This is a genomic window from Flavobacterium croceum DSM 17960, assembly GCF_002917885.1.
In the GTDB taxonomy this organism is placed as follows: Bacteria; Bacteroidota; Bacteroidia; order Flavobacteriales; family Flavobacteriaceae; genus Flavobacterium; species Flavobacterium croceum.
This window is the reverse complement of record NZ_PQNY01000010.1, coordinates 82,264-101,512: the sequence shown is the minus strand read 5'-3', so window position 1 is coordinate 101,512 and position 19,249 is coordinate 82,264. Positions and strand designations below refer to the sequence as shown.

Below are 19,249 nucleotides of genomic sequence, written 5' to 3'. Positions count from 1 at the left end.
ATCATCTCAATTTAAGCGTAACTATAGCTACTATAGACAATAAAATAGTAACAATCCAAAATCGGGTTACAATTTTACTTTCGTGGTATCCTTTCTTTTGATAATGATGATGTAATGGCGACATTAAAAATACTCTTCTGCCTTCGCCAAAACGTTTTTTAGTATATTTGAAATAAGTTACTTGAATAATTACCGAAGCGCTTTCGGCAAAAAATATGGCACAAAACACAGGCAATAAGAGTTCTTTGCGTACACATATAGCAAGTACTGCTATAACTCCACCTATCGTTAAACTTCCTGTATCGCCCATAAACACAGATGCTGGGTAAGAATTATACCAAAGAAAACCTACCAATGCCCCTACAAATGAGGCTATAAAAATCGTAAGCTCACCTGTATGAGGTATATACATCACATTTAAATAACTTGATAAAATAATATTACCCGAAACAAATGCAAAAATACCCAAGGCCAAAACCGAAATTGCCGAAGTACCTGCCGCAAGACCGTCTATTCCATCGGTAAGATTGGCTCCGTTTGAAACCCCAGTAATGATAAAAATTACAATAGGAATAAATACCAACCAAGCCCATTTTTGATAATCGTCTGTAAATGGTTTTAATATTTGTGCGTATTCTAATTCATTATTTTTTACAAAAGGAATCGTGGTAGTTGTAGATTTATACTCTTTGGCTGCAGATGAAACTACACTTTCGGTACGATTGAATGTAATAGGTGCTGTCGATTTTTCTCGAACTGTTACATGCGGATGAAAATACAATACAGAACCTACAATAAGCCCAATGCCTACTTGCCCAAACACTTTAAATTTACCTTTTAATCCTTCTTTATCTTTCTTTTTTATCTTTAAATAATCGTCTATAAAACCAATAGCTCCCATCCAAATTGTAGTAGCTATAAGTAATACTATATAAACATTGTTAAGTTTTGCAAATAACAACACAGGAATAAGCGTTGCCATAATAATGATAATACCACCCATAGTTGGTGTACCCGCTTTTTGTTGTTGTCCTTCTAAACCCAACTCACGAACCGTTTCACCCATTTGTTTGTTTCTCAAAATACCAATTACCTTTTTACCATATATGGTTGATAATAGCAATGATAAAATAAGAGCCATTGCAGAACGAAAGGTTATGTACTGAAACACTCCTGCTCCAGGTATATTGAACGTTTTATCTAAATAATCAAAAATGTAGTATAGCATTGTTGTTGGTTTTTGTTTCTATTTATTCAATAATTGTAAAAACTCCTTTACAATTTTCATGTCATCAAAATCGTGTTTTATTCCGTTTATTTCTTGATACGTTTCATGCCCTTTGCCCGCAATAAGTACAATATCTTTTGCAGAAGCCAATTGACAAGCTACTTTTATGGCTTGCTTTCTATCTTCTATAGATAGTACTTTTTTGAAATTTTGAGGTTCTACACCTGCTTCCATCTCGGCAATAATATCTAGTGGGTTTTCTGTTCTTGGGTTATCTGAAGTAATAATCAATTGATTACTCATTTCAGAAGCTATTTTCGCCATAATAGGTCGCTTGGTCTTATCTCTATCGCCTCCGCAGCCTACTACCGTTATTAATTTTTCATTATTGGTTCTAATATCGTTTATCGTTTTTAAAACATTTTCAAGCGCATCGGGCGTATGCGCATAATCTACAATTGCTGTTATGCCACCTTCGGATATAATGTATTGAAAACGCCCCGAAACACTTTCTAATTCTGATACTAATCGTAATACTTCTAGATTATCCAATCCAAGCTCGGTAGCTATACCGTATATAGCCAACAAATTGTAAGCGTTAAAAGTTCCTATAAGTTTTACCCAAACTTCATTATCATTTATTTTTAACAACAATCCAGATAATTGGCTTTCGAGAATTTGAGCTCTAAAATCGGCATAACTCTTTAAAGCATAGGTTTTTTTTCTCGCTTTTGTATTTTGAAGCATTACTGCTCCGTTTTTATCGTCTACATTGGTAATGGCAAAAGCCGTTTTTGGTAAAAAATCAAAAAAAGATTTTTTAACATCTCTATATTCTGCAAATGTGGCGTGATAGTCTAAATGATCATGAGATAAGTTTGTAAATACACCGCCTGCAAATGTTAAAGCCTCTGTGCGCTTTTGGTGAATTCCGTGCGAACTTACCTCCATAAAACAGTATTCACAACCCATTTCTACCATTTCATTTAAGTAGTAATTTATGGTTAAAGAATCGGGGGTTGTGTGTGTAGCTGGGTAGATTGCAGTATCGACTATGATTTTTACAGTAGACAACAACCCTACTTTGTAACCTGCTTTTTTAAACAATTGATATGATAATGATGCTACTGTGGTTTTACCATTTGTGCCTGTTATACCTATCAACTTTAATTTACTTGAAGGGTTATTGTAAAAATTGGAAGCAATATGCGCTAATGCTTCGTTGGTATCTAGCACTTTTATATAAGTAATTCCTGCTACAAATTCATCTGGAAAAACATCACAAACTATAGCTTTTGCACCCTGACTTATGGCTGTTTGTATAAAATCATGACCGTTTGAAATTGTACCTCGAATAGCTACAAACAAATCATTTTGTTTGATTTTTCTAGAATCAAAAGCTATGGCATTTATTTCCTGCTCGGTAGAACCATGAATGGCTTCCAATGCAACTTTATATAATATGTTTTTTAATGCTATCACGATAGTTCTAATATTATAGTTGTATTTTTTCTAAGTGGTTCACCCGGTTGAATAGACTGTGTTTTTACTTTGCCTACTCCCTTCACTTTTACTTTAATTCCTAAATTGCCTAAAAGTGCTACTGCATCCATACCTGGCATGCCTTTTAAATTGGGCACTGTGTTATTAACCTGCTGCGCTTTGGTATAATATTGATAATACTTTGTTTCTTGTTTTGGTATTTTTTTATCCAGATTTTTTACTTCGTTGGTAGAAGGTGCATCGGTAAATATTTTTTGAGCAATTCTTTTAAAAACAGGGCCCGCAACAGAAGCTCCGTAATAATCGTTGTTGATAACCTTAGGCTTATGTACTACTACAATGCAAGAATACTTGGGTTTTTCGGCAGGAAAATACCCTACAAATGAAGATATATAGTGTTTATCTTGCCCGCCATTTGTACCATAGTTGGCTTGTGCAGTACCTGTTTTGCCTGCCATAGAAAAATCTTTGGAATACATTTTCTTACCTGTTCCATATTTTACTACATTTTGAAGCAAAACTTTGAGTTTTTTTAAGGTATTATCGCTGCATATTTTAGGATTTATAATTTGGGTGTCGTATTTCTTAATGGTTTTATCCCACTCTTTTATTTCCGAAACAAACATAGGTTTTACCATAACACCATTATTGGCTACTGCGTTGTATAGTGTAAGTGTTTGTAAAGGCGTAATAGAAATTCCATAGCCAAACGCCATCCATGGTAAAGACAATCCGTTCCATGTTTTATCAGAAGGATGTTGTACATAAGGTATGCCTTCTCCTCGAAATGGCAAATGCAATCTAGTATTTAATCCTAAATTGTCTATTCTATCTGTAAACTGCTTTGGATTGTTTTTATAATTTTCGTAAACTGCTTGTACTAAAATTGTGTTGGAAGAAACTGCAAAACCTTTCCCTAGCGAAATTTTACCGTAGCCTCCCTCATGAGAATCTCTTACTGATTTTCCGTAATATTTTATTTCTCCTCCATGAGAGTCATACACTTTACTTGTATCTACTTTATTATCATCGAGCAAAGCAATCATATCTACAAGTTTAAACGTAGAACCTGGTTCGTGCGATTCGGCTACTGCATAATTTATCGTTTCATAATAATTACCAGATTCGTCATCTCTACCTAAATTGGAAATTGCTTTTATATGTCCTGTATTTGTTTCCATTACTACAACACAACCATGTTCTGCATCATTATTAATAAGTGCTTCTAGCAATGCGTGGTGTGCTATATCTTGTATATACACATCTATTGTTGAAATTACATCAAAGCCATCTTGAGGATCTACTTCATTTTGGTCACTTATGGGTTTCCACTGTCCTTTGGCAATTTTTTGCTTTAATACACGACCATCTTTTCCGTTTAAATATTTACCATAAGCACCCTCAATACCTACTCGTAGTAATTCTCCTGTTGGGTCTATTCTTTCATAGCCTATAGTTCGTTCTGCTATTTTACCTATAGGATGTTCGCGAACTGTTTTTTGTTCTACAATTATTCCGCCTTTGTAAGCACCTTTATTAAAAAGAGGCATTTTTTTTATGGCTTGATATTGTGTGTAAGACAAGTCGTCTGCAACCAAAAGATAGCGGTTTTTACTATGACGCGCTCTTAGAAACATACTTTGGTAATGTGAACTAGGCTTTCCTAAAAGTTTTGACAAAGAATAAGATAATGAGTCTATTGTTTTATCAAAATCAGACTGTTTAGGTGCCATAGCATCAAAGCGAATAATATATTTTGGGATTGAAGTAGCAAGTAAACTACCATCGGCCGAATAGATGTTTCCTTTATTTGCTGGTAAAACAAAGTCTTTTATGGTTCGTTCTTTGGCAAGTTTTCTATAATAGTCGCCCTCTACCCACTGTATATTAGTGAGTTTTACGGTAACTGCCAATGCCATAAGAAATATTAAAAAGGCAATTAAATAAATACGGTATGCAATATTTTTTGGTTCTACTGCCATATTTTCTTTATCAAACTACTTTCTTCTGGTTTTACTACTTTAATTTTTTTTGGCGGAACTTTTGAAGGAAATATTTCTCTACTTTTCATTTTTTCTGAAATAGAAGATTCCATTTTTAACTTCATCAATTCTGAACGCCGATCTACAAACTCCGATCGAAGCTCTTTTACTTCATTGGTTAAATCGGCTATTTTAAAAACTTTTTGTTCAAATCTATGTGTATTGGCAATCATTAGAATCGCTAAAAAAATTAGAAAAATGATAAATTTCCAATTTTTTACTGCATCTTCATTTACCAAAAAATGAGCTTTTAGCAAATCATATATACCTCCTTTTGCACTCATACCAACTATAGTTTTTCTGCAATTCTCAATTTAGCACTTCTAGCTCTATTATTTATTGCTATTTCTGCATCTGTAGGCACTATCAATTTTCCAATAGGTTTCATCGGTACCGTAAAATTGCCAAACACATCGCGCTCTGGCTCTCCTTCAAACATGCCGTTTTTGATAAATCTTTTTACCAAACGATCTTCAAGAGAGTGGTACGAAATCAAACTCAATCTTCCTTGTGGCTTTAAGACTTCTAATGTTTGAACCAAAAATTCTTTTAGCACTTCTATTTCTTGATTAACCTCTATTCGTATGGCTTGGTATATTTGAGCTAAAACTTTGTTTTTTACTTTTTCGGGCAAAAAACGTTGTAATACCAATTTTAACTCTTCTGATGTTTTTATGTTTTTAGTAGTTCTAGCCTCAACTATTGTTCGCGCTAAAGCTGCCGCATTTTTTAATTCGCCATATTCTAAAAAAACACGTTTTAAATTCGCTTCATCATACTGGTTTACAACCGTATAAGCATCTATGTCGTTTTTTTTACTCATTCGCATATCTAGATCTGCATCAAAACGAGTAGAAAAACCTCTTTGTGGCACATCAAACTGGTGAGAAGAAACTCCAAAATCACCCAAAATACCATCTACTTGCTTTATGCCATGAAAGCGTAAAAAGCGTTTTATATATCTAAAATTTTCCGGAATAAGTGTAAACCTATCGTCTCTTAACTCGTTATTCCAAGCGTCTTCATCTTGATCAAAAGCAAACAATTTTCCTTCTGCACCCAACCTACTCAATATCTCTTTAGAATGTCCACCTCCTCCAAAAGTAACATCTACATAAACCCCATTTGGTTTAATGTTTAAACCATCTACGGTTTCTTTTAGCAAAACCGGATTATGATATTCTAAATTACTCATCGTTACCTCCTCCCATTACTTCTTCGGCTAAATCTGAAAAATCCAATACAGAATCGTCTATTGCTTTTTCGTAGAGCTCTTTATCCCAAATTTCAATGATATTTACCGCAGACGACAACACAACATCTTTATCAATACTCGCAAAAATTGTTAAGTCTTTTGGTACTAAAAGTCTACCCAAATTATCTATCTCAACCACTTTTACTCCTGCGGTAAAACGTCTTATAAAATCATTGTTTTTTTTAACAAACCTATTTAAACCATTAATTTTTTGCATCATCATTTGCCATTCACTCATAGGATACAACTCTAAGCATTGCTGAAATACCGAACGTTTTAAAACAAAGCCTTCTTGCAATGAAGAAGCCAATTGCTTTTTTAACGGAGCTGGTATAAGCAATCTGCCCTTGGCGTCTATTTTACACTCGTATGTACCTATTAATGAGTTCAAAAACAACTTGTTTTATAGTTTACAGAGCAAAAATATAAAATATTTTACCACCTTTTACCACAATATACCACTTTGTTAATAAGTTTTACCACATCAGCCCAATTTTTATTTCAAAATAGATGTTTTTGTTCAAAAAATCCCAAGGCGCACAAGGCTTTGAAAAACAATTCTTTATCTTTTTTTAGCACTACTACACCTTTGATGCTTTTTTAACAAAACAATCGTGTTTTAAATACTTTAGGGTAATTAAATATTATGATTTATATTTGTAACCAGAGTTTGATTGAAATTATGATGGATAAAAACTATATAACAGACGGAAAATACAGCTATTACGAAAAAGGAGAAGGAACACCCATAGTAATATTACATGGGCTTATGGGTGGTTTAAGTAATTTTGATGGTGTTGCACAACATTTTTCTGAAAAAGGATACAAAATTGTAATTCCTGAGTTGCCTATTTACACACAAAGTTTGCTTAAAACTAATGTAAAAGCCTTTGCAAAATTTGTAAAAGACTTTATTACTTACAAAGGTTTTGACAGGGTTATATTACTAGGAAACTCGCTAGGCGGGCATATTGCATTATATCACACTAAAATGTATCCTGAAAAAGTAGCAGGACTTGTCATTACAGGAAGCTCTGGACTTTATGAAAGCGCCATGGGAGATAGTTACCCAAAAAGAGGCGACTATGAATACATAAAAAAGAAAGCCCAAGATGTTTTTTATAACCCAGATGTAGCAACCAAAGAAATTGTAGATGAAGTTTTTGCTGTTGTAAACGATCGTATAAAAGTTATTAAAACCATAACAATTGCCAAGAGTGCTATACGTCACAATATGGCAAAAGATTTACCCAAAATGCACGTAAAAACATGTATTATTTGGGGTAAAAATGACAATGTTACTCCACCAGATGTAGCAGAAGAATTTCATAAATTGATGCCAAACTCTAGTTTATATTGGATAGAAAAATGCGGCCATGCTGCCATGATGGAACACCCAGAAGAGTTTAACCGACTACTTGAAAGTTGGCTCAAAAAAGAAAACCTATAATATGAAAATCAATTCGGCCGAATTTATAATTAGTAATTCTGATGTGCAAAAATGCCCAAAAGAAATACTACCCGAGTATGCCTTTATAGGAAGATCCAATGTAGGCAAATCTTCTTTGATAAATATGCTTACAAACCATAAAAGTTTGGCAAAAACCTCTGCTAAACCAGGTAAAACACAACTTATTAATCATTTTAAAATAAACAACAATTGGTTTTTGGTAGATTTACCAGGGTATGGTTATGCTCGTGTTTCAAAAAGTGCAAAACAAACCTTTCAAAAATTCATTACCGATTACTTTGAAAAAAGGGAACAGCTTGTATGCGCATTTGTTTTAATAGATATTAGACTCGAAGCTCAAAAAATAGATTTAGAATTTATTAATTATCTTGGCGAATATCAAATTCCGTTTTGTATTGTTTTTACAAAAGCCGACAAAATTGGAAAAACAAAAATAGACTCTCATGTAGCAGCCTATCGCAAAAAAGTACTCGCAAGCAATTGGGAAGAAATGCCACCTTATTTTATTACTTCTTCTCTAGAAGCTACTGGTCGCGAACAATTATTAGAATACATAAACCAAGTAAACGAAGAAATGTTTAAAAACAATTTGTTATTATAAATATTTCTTACTCTTCAATATGTTATTTTCATCTTTCAATTCTTTGATAAGAATATCCTTTTGCTTACTCTCATCTATTATATTTTTATTTCATTAATAATATTTTCTGGGAAAAGATTTATAGTTCCGTGATTATAACCTATTACCCCAACATTGCCATCGTTTTTATCAACATTATTGACTTGCTTACTACTTTTTAAAAAATATTCAAAATCTTTATCAAAAACTTTACAAATTGCATCCATAAGTACAAAATCAATTGTCTTTGTATTACCGTTTTCTATATTAGATAACTTAGCCTGAGAAATTTTTAAAATTTCAGCTAATTCTGGCTGAGATAAGTTTTACCCTTCTCTTAATTTTTTTATTTTAAATCCTATTGTCGACATATTATTAGCTTTAAAAATTATTCATTTTTTAATATAAAATATTTAGTTTGTGATAGATAACAAATATACTTTTTTTTAATATTTGTATAACAAAAATATTTATTAACAAATTAAATTATTATTTTTATAATAAAATTAGATTTAATATCGTTCTTATTAGCAGGAACATTTAGTTTTGCAAGTACAGGAAAAGTAGTTAAACCATTAAAAATTAAAAAAAAACAAAGCGGTTGCTTGTTGTTCAGTTGGCGAGTTTACAGTTTGTGGTTTTGCTAATGAACCATTGTGTGACAGAGCAAGAGCAATGTATTGTGCAAAACACAAATGTACAACTCAAGTAGCTTCAATACAATAATACTTACAAGTGTAATTTACAAAGAAGTAATATTAATTTATTACTTCTTTTTTTAATAATTTTATTATGAAGAAAACCATTTATTTTTTGTTATTTATTTTTACTAGTTTTTTATATGCACAAGAATTATATAAAATTGACTACAAATTTACTGATAATACAGGCGGAATAATTAATAGCACATTGCTTACCGATAATAACGAAGCAACTTTTAAAGTTTATGACGAAAGAGATAGAGGAATTGTAGACCATTCAAATGGAGATGTAAGTTTTGTCGAAAATGATAGTCTATCAAAATTTTTTTACTCTAATAAAGAAAAAAGCTATTACAGATTTCCATTGCGATTTGAAGAAATAATTTACTCTGACGAATTGAAAGATAAATTGAAATGGAAAATAAATCCTGATAGCAAGAAAAAAATTGGCAAATACAATTGCACTGAAGCAAAATTATTTTTAAACGGAAGATATTACACAGCATGGTTTACATTTGATGTACCCATTAAGTTTGGTCCATTAAAACTACATGGATTACCTGGACTGGTAGTAGAAGCCTCAGACGAGAAAGGTATTTTTAAAGCACAATTAGTTACTATTTCTAAGCAGAAAAACAGAAAAGAATTTAATAAGTATAAAAATTATTTTCTCAAGAAGAAAGACATTATGAATTATTCTGATTTTGAAAAGAAAATTGTTGAAATTGAAGTTAATAATAAAATAAGATGGATTGCAGAATTTAAAAAAATGGATTTAGAAGATAAAGCAAAGGGTTACGATATAGACCATTCTGTAAATGAAGATATGAGTGACCAAGAAATAATTGATAATCTAATAGAATATCCATCAAATTTAAAAATTGAATTAAAAAAATATCGCTATTAAGTTCAAATTATATAAAAACAAAAACTCTTATTATTTAAATGCAATATTTTTTTAAAAAAAGTAAATTATTATTTTTATTACTATTTATTTATAATTTACATATTGCTCAAAACATTAATGGAACAATAAAAAATACTGATGGAATTGGAATAGAAAACGCAAGTGTTTCTATTTGGAATTCAGAAAAAAAAGAATCTCTTTTTGGCTATACATATTCCGACCAAAAAGGGGTTTTTAGTTTTAAAACAAATCAAGACTTCGTAAAAGTTTTTATTGAGATTAGTTGTATTAATTATGAAACAAAATCACAATTAGTTGCATTATCGAACAACAATGTTGATTTTGTTTTACAAAGAAAAGAATTTATACTCGATGAGGTTAAAATAATCAACGAAAATGCGGTAAAAGTAAAAAACGATTCTGTTTTTTACGACCCCAAAAAATTTCTAAATGGTTCTGAAAGAAAGGTAGAAGATTTGTTAAAAAAATTACCCGGGATAAAAGTAGATGAAATTACAGGACAAATAAAATATAAAGGCAAGAATGTTGAAACAGTAAAACTAGAAGGAGATGATTTGTTTGGTTCTAATTATACTATTGGCACTAAAAACATTTCCGTTGACATGGTTGAGCAAGTTCAAGCCATTGAAAATTATTCACCAAACGAGCTTTTAAAAGGAATAGAAGATTCTGATAGGGTTGTATTAAATTTAAAACTAAAAAAAAATAAAACTGATTTTTCAGGAAGTTCTTCTATTAATAATGGCTATGGCAAAAAATTAATGTTAGCTGATGACGCTACAGTTTTGGGTATTTCAAAAAAAATTAAATCTTTTGGAGTTATTTCATATTATAATTTTGGAATTAATCCCTTTAATAACCAACCAAATTACGATGAAACTTTAAATACACGATTTGGCAACGAAGAAAGCACTACTAAAACTAATATTATTGAAGGAAATATCGACAATAGATTACCAAGTAAAAGAACAACTTACAATAATAATTTCAACATTAACTATAACATAATTACCAAAATAAGTTCAAAAATAAGTCTTAAAAACAATTTGTTTTTTTTTAAAGATGATGTTGAAAGACAAGAAAAAATAGTAACTAATTATTTTACAAATAATAATGCGATTATTGAAAATAGTAGTGAAAACAATATATATAAATCACCTAAATATTATAGATTTGATACTAAAGTAATTTACAATATTTCCAATAATTCATTATTGCAATCTGAAATTAGTTTTAAAAATCAAATTACAAACAGCAATGAAACTACAATTCAGAACAATCTAAATCAATTCAACTCAAATCTAAAAACAATAGATTTTTTTGTAAAAGCCAAATTAGAATACACCATTAGATTAAACAATAAAAACGCATTACAATTTAGCTCAAATTTTTCAAGAAATAAAATTCCGCAAGAGTTACAAATTGTATCCAATAATATTATTTTTGAAGGAATAAACACAAATAATTGCCTTCAAAATAGTAGTTTTAACAAACAAATTTTATCAACTAAACTTTCTTACTTGAATAATAATGGTAAAATTAAAAAATCTGTAACAATAGGAAACACAAACACATACCTCCCATTTCAGTCAAGTTTAATTGCTGACGGAAATAACATAAATTCTTTTTATGAAAATTCAACTTATAGAAAATCGACTTTTTTCTCTGAATATTCTACAATGTTTAATTATAAAAAAATTAAAATTCAACCTTTTTTTAATGTAGCATATATAAATCAACAACTTAAAAATGATGCCTTTAATAAACTCGCACTCAATCAATCAATCTTGATAACGTATCGTATTAATAAAAGATTGTCATTATTTGGGCTAGAAGAATCAGAAGAAAAAACACCAACCGAAGAATATTTATTTACAAATTCGATAGTAATTAACAATCAAACTTTAAAAAACAATATTTCCAATTTAAATTTAATAAAATCAGAAAATTTGACTTTTGGAATTAAGTATGAAAATTTAACAAAGCAATTTTTAACTAAATTAAGCTTTCAATATTTAGGATCTTATAATAATTATATTGCAAACATTAATATTAATCAAAATTTCGTTTCTTATACATATTTTCAAAACCCGAATAATCTTAAGTCAAGACAAATTATTTTTGACGGAGAGAAACAAATTAAGGCTTTAAGACTTTCTTTTAAACACTCTTCAACCTTTTCATTTAATAATTATTATAACTCTATTGATAATTTTCAAATTAGAAATAACTCATCCTTTAATTACAATGGAAATTTATTCATTCTATCATATTTTAACATCCCTATCAATTTTGAAAACTTGGTTAATTACTCCATTAATAAATACAAAACAAATGAAGTAAAATCAGAACGTAGGTTAATTAGCAACAACTTTAAACTTATAATAAAGCCATTTAAACAATGGAATTTAGCAATAAGTCAAGATTATTACATTATTGATTTAAAGTCTAAACAAAATTTTTCATTCATCGATTTCAATTTGCAATACAAATCTCAAAAAGTAAAAGGACTGTTTTTTAGCATATATGGTAGAAATTTAAAAAACACAAGTGTTTATAGTCAAACAAACAATTCAGATTATGCTTTTACGTATTATCAATCTCAATTATTACCTAGATATTTTATGCTTTCTATGGAATTAGAATTCTGATTTTAAGATAAAGATTATTACATAAAATAATTAATAGCTATCTTTAACAATCACATTTAAATCTATAAATGATTGAATAAGTACAATTATTAGAATATAAACCAAGTAAACGAAGAAATGTTTAAAAACAATTTGTTATAGAAACAAAAAAAGCTGTCAAAATTGACAGCTTTTTTATTTGGAGCGGAAGACGAGGCTCGAACTCGCGACAACCAGCTTGGAAGGCTGGAGCTCTACCAACTGAGCTACTTCCGCTTTTGTGAGTGCAAATATAATACAGAAAAAACCAATTACACAAATTTTTTTTGAAAAAAAATCATGTAAAAATCATTCTACAAAAAAAGTTGTTTGTAAATACTTACTATTTAGAAAGATATAATTTTCTTTGTGCCAAATTTTTTAAAACTTTGATTAAAAAAATTACCCATCTACAAACCTATATTGTTCGTCACCCTATATTAAGAGCGGGAAAACCAATAAACACATGTGCTTTTCATGGTGATGAATTAAATACAACTGTGCACTTTGGTTATTATATACAAGAAAATCTTGTAGGAGTAATCTCTGTTTTTAAAAATAGTAGTATCTTTCCTCTCGAAAATCAATATCAAATTCGAGGTATGGCTGTTTTAACTGCGTTGCAAAATCAAGGTATCGGACAAAAACTTGTGAATTTTGCCGAACAGCACATTGCTCAACACAATAGCAAACCTTATATAATTTGGCTTAATGCACGACAAAATGCGGTTTCGTTTTACAAAAAACTAGGATATTATATTCATGGTGATGAATTTGAAATAGAGTCTATAGGAATTCACTCATTAATGTATAAACAAAAATAGTTGTATGAAAAAAATTGTTCTTTTTATTGCACTCTTATTTTTGTTCTCTTGCAGTTCCGGTTCTAAAACCGAGACTTTTTCTATGGCATCTGTTTTAGACTTCAGTGTTTTTGAAGGAAAAATAGCTATTGATTCAAACAAAATAAACCAACTTAAAAACGAAGACTTAAAACTTTTCTACAAAAAGTACGAATACGCCACCGTTTGGCATAATGAAGATTTTAGAGCAAGTGTATTGGCAGAGATTAAAAAAGCCGAAGAAGAGGGGTTAGAATCTACAGACTACAATTACAAATTTCTTTATGAAACCCATCAAAAATATGATGCGCTACCCGACTCTACTCTAATAAATTATGATATAAATTTTACTGAAAATTTTCAAAAATATATTACTCATTTATCAAAAGGAAAAATAAATCCGAATACTTTTTACAAAGATTGTGATCTTGGCAAAAAAGAAATCGATGTAAACAAAATCGCTTTTGAAAGTATTGACAAAAACAATTTTTCTGAAGTTTTGGAAAATTGTAAACCTCAGCACATTATTTATAAAAAATTAAAATGGTGTCTTAAAAAATTAAAAAATATGCCAAACGATAACTTTGGTGTAATTGACCTTTCTGAAAAAATTGTCTTTAATAAAAAAAATAGAAATGTTCCTCTACTAAAGAAAAAACTAATGTATTGGGGCGATATGACAAAAAAAGACACTATTTTATCAACTCTATACGACAAAGACACTCAAGAAGCTGTAAAGAAATTTCAAGAACGCCATGGGCTTAAACCAGATGGTGTAGTGGGCAGAAGTACGCTAGATGCTTTAAATTATTCTAGAGACCAACGCATCGAACAAATTGTAGCAAATTTAGAGCGTTGGCGCTGGTTTCAGCATGATTTTGGAAACAGTTATTTACTTATTAATATTCCAGATTATACCATAGTTGCTGTAAAAGACAACGACACACTTATTGCTCAAAAAGTAGTGGTTGGAAAAGATACTAGAAGAACGCCCATGCTAGAATCTAAAATCACAAATATTAATTTAAATCCAAATTGGACTGTTCCTCCAACTATTTTAAAGGAAGATATTTTCCCTGAAGCAGAAAAAGATCGTGGAGAATTTAAAAAGAGAGGTTTAGTAATACTTGATAAAAAGAACAACGAAGTAAACCCTTGGACTTGGAAAAAAGAAGATGCTAACAAATACAAATACGTTCAAAACCCTGGAGAAAACAATTCTTTAGGATTAATGAAAATAAACTTTTTAAACAAATTTGCTGTTTATCTTCACGATACCAACCACCGCGATTATTTTAAATATACCTATAGAGCATTAAGTTCGGGCTGTGTACGCTTGGAAAAACCACTAGAAATGGCAACTTACTTATTAAACGACAATGAGAAATGGCCTATCGAAAAAATACAAGACACAACCAACATAAAACACTACATAAAACTCCAAAAAGAGAAAGAAAAAGAATACAATAAAAAAGTAGCGAAACTATTAGCAAAAAATCCAACATTGGAAATTCCTGAAAAAAAATGGCCTAAACCCGAACTGAAAACAATTGTTATTAAAATAGATGACGACATTAAAATTCACCAACTCTATTGGACAGCTTGGGAAAAAGATGAAATCTTACAATTTAGAGAAGATATCTATTGTTTAGACCATGACATATTCGCAAAATTGCGGTATAAAAAGTAGGTTTTATTTAATTATCCTTAAAAATCAACAACACGAACTCTTTTTTTTAACCAAAACATTAGATAACCTAAAATTATTTTATATTTTGGCAAAGAATATAGCTCTATATGCCTATTTAAAATGAAACTAAAGACTTATTTACTCTATATATTAGTGCTTTCACAAGGGTATGTGTTTGCTCAAAAAAAAGCATTAAAAACCATAATTTCCAATGAAAAAATCACGATAGATGGTGAGTTTTCTGAACAAATTTGGAAACAAACAGACGTTGCCAAAGACTTCGTGATGCTTGAACCAGACAATGGCAAAGCAGAAGAACCCAATCAAAAAACAGAAGTGCGCATTGTATACAACAACGACGGTATATATATTGCAACTAAACTGTTCGATACTAAACCCAACACCATATTACGCGAAATAACCAATAGAGATGAATTTGGAACTTCAGATCATTTTGGAATTTTTATTAATGGTTATAATGACGGCCAACAAGATTTTCGCTTTTTTGTAAGTGCTGCAGGTGTACAAATGGATTGTATTTATACCGAATCGAACGGAGAAGACTATTCTTGGAATGCCATTTGGGATTCTAAAACCAAATTTACAAACGAAGGTTGGCAAGTAGAAATAAAAATACCTTATGCTGCCATTAGGTTTCCAAAAACAAATCAACAAAAATGGGGTATTAATTTTTATAGAGAAATAATGTCTTTACGCCGCCAATATACTTGGAATCGAATTGACAACAATATATCAAACACCGCTATTCAGGCTGGAACTCTAGAAGGTATAGAAAACATATCCACTCCTACCCGATTATTTCTTATCCCTTATTCATCATTCTATTTAAAAGGAAACAATTCTGCAAAAACTTATGGAGAAACTTTAGGCGGAATGGATGTAAAATATGGTATTAATGATGCCTTTACACTAGACGCTATTCTTATACCCGATTTTGGGCAAACAAAATTTGACAACGTTGTTTTGAATTTGGGCCCATTTGAACAACAGTTTAATGAAAACAGACCTTTTTTTACCGAAGGAACAGAGCTTTTTTCAAAAGGCGACCTTCTCTACAGCCGAAGAATAGGCGGTATGCCCAATTACAAATTGAGTAGTACTGAAGTTTTTCAAGGAACAAATAAAATCAACTTGATTAATGCACTTAAAATTTCTGGACGCACTAAAAACGGATTAGGTATTGGGGTACTTAACGCCGTTTCTGAAAAAACAAATTTAGAAATTTACGACTACAATACAGATACCGTTCGTAACGAAGAAGAGCCTTTGTCAAACTACAGCATTGTTACATTAGACCAAAGATTTAGACAAAATTGTTCTGTTTCTGTAGTTAATTCAAATGTTACTAGAAATGGTAGTTATAGAGATGCAAATGTTTCGGCTTTTTTGTTTGATTTAAACACTAAAAAGAATACCTACAATTTAAGCGGAAACTACAAATACAGTATTATTAAAGATGGTTTTCACCCCGAAAATAACACACTAGGATACAACACTGCTTTACGGTTTGCAGAAACAAGTGGCAAAGTGCGTTTTGCCGCAAGAGGAGAATACGTTTCTACAAATTTTGATCCAAACGACTTGGGTATAAACTTTCAAACGCATTACCATTCATTGGCTACAAATATTTCGTATAGAATATTAAATCCAACAAAAAAAATGAATGGTTTTAATACCAATTTGTACAATTACATAGAGTTTGACAATAGAACAGGAAGGTTACAAAACAATTATCAAAACCTCAACTTTAACATTACCAACAAAAAAAATGATTACTACGGTTTTGGCTTAATGGCTTCATTATTTGATTATTCAGATTTTTACGAACCTCGTTCTGTAGATGACTCAAAGTTTTTATTAACCCCTAGAAGTGTTGGAGCATGGTTTTTTCTTTCAACAAATTATAATAGAAAATTTGCACTCGATTTTAATCCAAGTTTTTCAAAATACAACCAACAAGGCAGGTACGATTTTGATATAAACATATCGCCTCGTTTTAGATTTTCAAATAAATTACTTGTTGTATTATCTTCTCAGTTTTCACACAAAAAAAACAATATTGGCTGGGTAGACTTTGACAATAACAATACTATTATTGCTCGTAGAAACAGAGATACTTTTAACAACTCTATTACAACCAAATATGCTATAAACCCTATAATGTCTGTTAATTTGGCTGTTAGGCACTATTATAGCTATGCTGTAAACAATGAGTACAACAACTTGTTACCCGATGGAAATTTGGAAGTAAACAACCAATACAACTACAACAGTAACTCTAGCTTTAATTCTTGGAATATGGACTTGTCATACAGTTGGTGGTTTGCTCCAGGTAGTCAATTAAGTATACTGTATAGAAACAATGCTACGCTTTACAACCGTGAATTTACCAGAAATTATTCTCTAAACACCAAAGATATTCTTAACAATGAATACCTTAATCACATGCTATCTATTAGTATTCGTTATTTTATAGACTACAATCAAGCCAAGAATTGGTTTTCAAAATAGAAAACGTTTTCGTAGAATTTACTATAAATCTTGCCCTATTTTTACAATTAGGGCATTTCTATTTTTTACCTTTGCTAAAATATTGTTTACAATGAATAAAAAAGTTATCCTCATGATATTAGACGGTTGGGGAAAATCGCCCGACCCAAAAGTTTCTGCTATAGATAATGCAAACACACCCTTTATAGATAGCTTATATACACAATACCCTAATGCTCAATTAAGAACCGATGGTTTAAACGTAGGGCTTCCCGAAGGTCAGATGGGTAATAGCGAAGTAGGCCACATGAACCTAGGCGCTGGTAGAATTGTTTACCAAGACTTGGTGAAAATAAATTTGGCTGTTGAAAACAAAACCATAAATACCGAAAAAACATTACTTGATGCTTTTCAATATGCAAAAGAAAAAAATGTAAATGTTCATTTTCTTGGTCTCTTGTCCGACGGAGGTGTACACTCGCACACGGCTCACTTGCGAGGCTTGCTTGATGCTGCCACTGAGTTTGGTTTACAAAAACTCTTTATTCATGCTTTTACAGACGGACGCGATGTTGATCCAAAATCTGGAATTATGTACATTGAAGACCTTCAAAATTATATTTATAACACACCTGCAAAATTAGCTTCGGTAATTGGACGCTATTATGCTATGGATAGAGATAAGCGTTGGGAACGTGTAAAAAAAGCTTATGATTTGGTCACAAAAGGTATTGGCAAAAAAACTCATGATGCTGCATTGGCCGTATTAGAAAGCTATAAAAATGATGTTACAGACGAGTTTATAGAACCTATTGTCATTACAGACGAAAATCAAAATCCTTTAACTACAATTCAAAATGAAGATGTAGTACTCTTTTTCAACTTTAGAACCGATAGAGGTCGAGAATTAACCGAAGTACTATCGCAAAAAGATTTTTCTGAATTTGGTATGGAAAAACTTAATCTATACTATGTTACCATGACAAATTATGATGATACTTTTACAAATGTTCATGTTGTTTATGACAAAGATAACCTTAATGAAACCTTAGGAGAAGTATTAGAAAAAGCAGGCAAAAAACAAATTCGAATTGCAGAAACAGAAAAATATCCGCATGTAACCTTTTTCTTTTCGGGCGGTAGAGAAATTCCTTTTGAAGGCGAAACACGCATATTAAGAAACTCTCCAAAGGTAGCTACCTACGACTTAAAACCCGAAATGAGTGCCTATGAACTACGCGATGCTTTGGTACCCGAATTGGAAAAAGAAACAGCCGACTTTGTTTGTTTAAATTTTGCCAATGGCGATATGGTAGGCCATACCGGAGTAATGGAGGCTGCTATTAAAGCCTGCGAAGCAGTAGACATTTGTGTAAAAGATGTTGTTACAACTGCTTTACAGCACGGATATACCACTCTTATTATTGCCGATCACGGAAATTGTGAAACCATGATTAATCCAGATGGCACACCAAATACAGCACACACGACCAATCCGGTGCCTTTTATTGTAGTAGATAAAGAAAATATTCCCGTGAAAAATGGTGTACTTGGCGATATTGCTCCTACAATTTTAAAGCTAATGGGTATTCAAAAACCTACGGTAATGACTGGCAATGAATTGATTTAAAAGATATTCACAACTTAACAAGCCTCTTTTTTGAGGCTTTTTTTATAAACATTTCCTAAATAATAGTTAAACTTTTTATAATAATAGTATTGCTATCGAATAAATATTATTTTTACATTAAATTAAAAGTAAGACAATTATATATATTTTTATTACATTA

The 19,249-nt window shown here is 30.9% G+C and carries 14 protein-coding genes, 1 tRNA gene and 1 pseudogene; 8 read left to right on the top strand and 8 right to left on the bottom strand.

Annotated features, from left to right (window positions below; genetic code table 11):
- Position 1: 1 nt before the first annotated feature.
- Genes mraY through mraZ form a run of 6 tightly spaced genes read right to left on the bottom strand, consistent with a single transcriptional unit; the run spans position 2 to position 6,419 of the window.
- Positions 2 to 1,228 carry a phospho-N-acetylmuramoyl-pentapeptide-transferase gene (mraY, locus tag Q361_RS08840; RefSeq protein WP_103726358.1) on the bottom strand — a complete coding sequence of 409 codons (1,227 nt, stop codon included), beginning with the start codon at positions 1,226 to 1,228 and terminating at the stop codon, positions 2 to 4.
- Positions 1,229 to 1,246: 18 nt separating this feature from the next.
- Positions 1,247 to 2,710: a UDP-N-acetylmuramoyl-L-alanyl-D-glutamate--2,6-diaminopimelate ligase gene (locus tag Q361_RS08835; RefSeq protein ID WP_169929287.1), complete on the bottom strand. Its 1,464-nt coding sequence runs from the start codon at positions 2,708 to 2,710 to the stop codon at positions 1,247 to 1,249.
- The gene (locus Q361_RS08830; protein ID WP_103726357.1) at positions 2,707 to 4,713 is read right to left on the bottom strand and encodes a penicillin-binding transpeptidase domain-containing protein; all 2,007 of its coding nucleotides are present in this window, start codon (positions 4,711 to 4,713) and stop codon (positions 2,707 to 2,709) included. The genes Q361_RS08835 and Q361_RS08830 overlap by 4 nt, the downstream gene beginning before the upstream one ends.
- Positions 4,704 to 5,057: an FtsL-like putative cell division protein gene (locus tag Q361_RS08825; protein ID WP_103726356.1), complete on the bottom strand. Its 354-nt coding sequence runs from the start codon at positions 5,055 to 5,057 to the stop codon at positions 4,704 to 4,706. Before Q361_RS08825 ends, Q361_RS08830 begins: the two co-directional genes overlap by 10 nt.
- Positions 5,058 to 5,062: 5 nt before the next feature.
- The gene (rsmH, locus tag Q361_RS08820; protein WP_103726355.1) at positions 5,063 to 5,968 is read right to left on the bottom strand and encodes a 16S rRNA (cytosine(1402)-N(4))-methyltransferase RsmH; all 906 of its coding nucleotides are present in this window, start codon (positions 5,966 to 5,968) and stop codon (positions 5,063 to 5,065) included.
- Complete coding sequence (mraZ, locus tag Q361_RS08815) at positions 5,961 to 6,419, bottom strand: division/cell wall cluster transcriptional repressor MraZ (RefSeq protein ID WP_103726395.1); 459 nt, start codon at positions 6,417 to 6,419, stop codon at positions 5,961 to 5,963. The genes rsmH and mraZ overlap by 8 nt, the downstream gene beginning before the upstream one ends.
- Before the next feature lie 294 nt (positions 6,420 to 6,713).
- Between mraZ and Q361_RS08810 the strand changes: the two genes are divergently transcribed.
- Positions 6,714 to 7,478, top strand: a complete 765-nt coding sequence (locus Q361_RS08810; RefSeq protein ID WP_103726354.1) for an alpha/beta fold hydrolase — start codon at positions 6,714 to 6,716, stop codon at positions 7,476 to 7,478.
- Position 7,479: 1 nt separating this feature from the next.
- Entirely contained in the window at positions 7,480 to 8,100 is a 621-nt protein-coding gene (gene yihA / locus Q361_RS08805; protein ID WP_103726353.1) for a ribosome biogenesis GTP-binding protein YihA/YsxC, read from the top strand.
- Positions 8,101 to 8,177: 77 nt separating this feature from the next.
- Here yihA and Q361_RS08800 read toward each other — a convergent pair.
- A pseudogene (locus Q361_RS08800) lies at positions 8,178 to 8,432 on the bottom strand (helix-turn-helix domain-containing protein); the annotation flags it as partial.
- 478 nt (positions 8,433 to 8,910) lie between these two features.
- Between Q361_RS08800 and Q361_RS08795 the strand changes: the two are divergent.
- Both Q361_RS08795 and Q361_RS08790 read left to right on the top strand, forming a co-directional pair.
- A complete protein-coding gene (locus tag Q361_RS08795) occupies positions 8,911 to 9,726 on the top strand; it encodes a GLPGLI family protein (RefSeq protein WP_103726351.1) in 816 nt (271 codons plus the stop codon).
- A 38-nt stretch (positions 9,727 to 9,764) separates the two neighbouring features.
- Positions 9,765 to 12,398 carry a peptidase associated/transthyretin-like domain-containing protein gene (locus Q361_RS08790; RefSeq protein WP_103726350.1) on the top strand — a complete coding sequence of 878 codons (2,634 nt, stop codon included), beginning with the start codon at positions 9,765 to 9,767 and terminating at the stop codon, positions 12,396 to 12,398.
- 179 nt (positions 12,399 to 12,577) lie between these two features.
- Here Q361_RS08790 and Q361_RS08785 read toward each other — a convergent pair.
- A tRNA-Gly gene (locus Q361_RS08785) sits at positions 12,578 to 12,653 on the bottom strand.
- 152 nt (positions 12,654 to 12,805) lie between these two features.
- On the opposite strand from Q361_RS08785, the gene Q361_RS08780 reads away from it, so the two are divergent.
- The 4 genes from Q361_RS08780 to gpmI all read left to right on the top strand — a co-directional run bounded on the left by Q361_RS08780 (position 12,806) and on the right by gpmI (position 19,089).
- Entirely contained in the window at positions 12,806 to 13,240 is a 435-nt protein-coding gene (locus Q361_RS08780; RefSeq protein WP_103726394.1) for a GNAT family N-acetyltransferase, read from the top strand.
- A 4-nt stretch (positions 13,241 to 13,244) separates the two neighbouring features.
- Positions 13,245 to 14,948, top strand: a complete 1,704-nt coding sequence (locus tag Q361_RS08775) for a L,D-transpeptidase family protein (protein ID WP_103726349.1) — start codon at positions 13,245 to 13,247, stop codon at positions 14,946 to 14,948.
- A 120-nt stretch (positions 14,949 to 15,068) separates the two neighbouring features.
- Complete coding sequence (locus tag Q361_RS08770; RefSeq protein WP_103726348.1) at positions 15,069 to 17,480, top strand: DUF5916 domain-containing protein; 2,412 nt, start codon at positions 15,069 to 15,071, stop codon at positions 17,478 to 17,480.
- Positions 17,481 to 17,571: 91 nt separating this feature from the next.
- Positions 17,572 to 19,089, top strand: coding sequence for a 2,3-bisphosphoglycerate-independent phosphoglycerate mutase (gpmI, locus tag Q361_RS08765; RefSeq protein ID WP_103726347.1), 1,518 nt, complete (start codon positions 17,572 to 17,574; stop codon positions 19,087 to 19,089).
- The last annotated feature ends 160 nt before the right edge of the window (positions 19,090 to 19,249 follow it).